At 70.1% G+C, this 1,946-nt stretch carries 2 protein-coding genes; both read left to right on the top strand.

Features of this window, described 5'->3' with window-relative positions:
• On the top strand, nucleotides 1–1,033 hold a 1,033-nt coding region (locus IE312_RS18550), incomplete at its 5' end, for an adenosylhomocysteinase (RefSeq protein WP_229900068.1).
• Nucleotides 1,034–1,198: 165 nt separating this feature from the next.
• Nucleotides 1,199–1,813: a hypothetical protein gene (locus IE312_RS18545; RefSeq protein ID WP_189983180.1), complete on the top strand. Its 615-nt coding sequence runs from the start codon at nucleotides 1,199–1,201 to the stop codon at nucleotides 1,811–1,813.
• Nucleotides 1,814–1,946: the final 133 nt, after the last annotated feature.

Raw genomic sequence — 1,946 nt, 5'->3', positions numbered from 1 at the left:
GATCCTGGACGACGGTGGCGACGCCACCCTCCTCGTCCACAAGGGCGTCGAGTACGAGAAGGCCGGTGAGGTCCCCGCCCTGGAGACCGCCGAGTCCGACGAGCACCGCGTCATCCTCCAGCTGCTGCACCGCACCCTGGGCGAGGACCCCCAGAAGTGGACCCAGCTGGCCTCGGAGATCCGGGGTGTCACCGAGGAGACCACCACCGGTGTCCACCGCCTGTACGAGATGCAGCGCGACGGCGTCCTCCTCTTCCCGGCGATCAACGTCAACGACGCCGTCACCAAGTCGAAGTTCGACAACAAGTACGGCTGCCGCCACTCCCTGGTCGACGGCATCAACCGCGCCACCGACGTCCTGATCGGCGGCAAGACCGCCGTCGTCTGCGGCTACGGCGACGTGGGCAAGGGCTGCGCCGAGTCCCTGCGCGGCCAGGGCGCCCGCGTGATCGTCACCGAGATCGACCCGATCTGCGCCCTGCAGGCCGCGATGGACGGCTACCAGGTCACCACCCTGGACGAGGTCGTCGACAAGGCCGACATCTTCATCACCACGACCGGCAACAAGGACATCATCATGGCCTCCGACATGGCCAAGATGAAGCACCAGGCCATCGTCGGCAACATCGGCCACTTCGACAACGAGATCGACATGGCCGGCCTCGCCAAGGTCCCCGGCATCGTCAAGGACGAGGTCAAGCCGCAGGTCCACACCTGGACCTTCCCGGACGGCAAGAAGATCATCGTGCTGTCCGAGGGCCGCCTGCTGAACCTGGGCAACGCCACCGGTCACCCGTCGTTCGTGATGTCCAACTCCTTCGCGGACCAGACGCTGGCCCAGATCGAGCTGTTCACCAAGCCCGACGCGTACCCGGTCGGTGTCTACGTGCTGCCCAAGCACCTCGACGAGAAGGTCGCCCGTCTCCACCTGGACGCGCTCGGCGTCAAGCTCACCAAGCTGCGCCCGGAGCAGGCCTCGTACATCGGCGTGGAGGTCGACGGCCCGTTCAAGCCGGACCACTACCGCTACTGAGCCGGCGATCCCGAAGCCCGGCCCGCCGGGAGGCGTCGGTGCACCGACGCCCCCCGGCAGCAGGTCCTCCGAGGCAGGCCCCCGCACCCCCGTGCCGGGGGCCTGCCCCTTTGGCCCCGACCTGAGGCTTCCGGCCGGACCAGCCCGTCAAGACCCAGGACCCCCATGCCCCGCGGCCGATATTCGCTCCACGATCCGCACGATCACACCCCCCTCGCGGAAGAACACTTCCAGTGCGCCCCCGGCCCGTCCGGCTGGCGCTATGTCTCGCGGCTGACCGACCCCGACGGCGATCACCGCGGCTCGGTCGACCTCGCCCTGGACGACCTCGGCCGTCCCCTCCGCCTCGAACTCCACGCGGGCGGCTGGCAGGTGCGCGGCGCCGCCCTCGACGGCGTCACCTGGGTCCGTACCGACCCCACCGGCAGTCATGCCACCGAAGGCAATGTGCGCGCCCACGCCTTCACCGGCACGTCCCCCGCGTTCCTCGTCGCCACCGCCCGGCTCCTGCGCCTCACCCCCTCGTCCGCCGCGACCCGCGTACGCCTCGTGGCCTTCACCGATCCCGTCCTCGCCCCCCGCACCGTGGACCAGTCCTGGGCTCTGGTGAACAGCGAAACACACGCCACTGACAACGGCCCTCTGACCGTGGACGAATACCAGGTCACAGCCCTGGACACCGGTGAACGGCACAGCGTGCACATCGCCGGCGACGTCGTCCTGGCCGCACCCGGGATCGAGCTGGAGGAACTCGAGTCACCGCCGTCGAGATTCGGCTGACGCCTGACCCGTGCCGGGGCGGCAGATGCCACCGACGCTCAGGCCGGCGGCGCGAAACCGGTGGCCGGCCGCTCGGGCCGCGGCTGCGGCTGCGGCTGCGGGTCCCCGTCCTGGACCGTGGCCGCCGGCCGGG

Origin of the sequence: Streptomyces capoamus (assembly GCF_014654935.1) — a bacterium.
In the GTDB taxonomy this organism is placed as follows: Bacteria; Actinomycetota; Actinomycetes; order Streptomycetales; family Streptomycetaceae; genus Streptomyces; species Streptomyces capoamus.
This window is presented reverse-complemented; position numbering and strand designations above follow the sequence as displayed.

Excerpts from the sequence above, each read along its gene's own strand:
- IE312_RS18545 (WP_189983180.1), top strand. The coding sequence starts at position 1,199 with ATGCCCCGCGGCCGATATTCGCTCCACGATCCGCACGATCACACCCCC.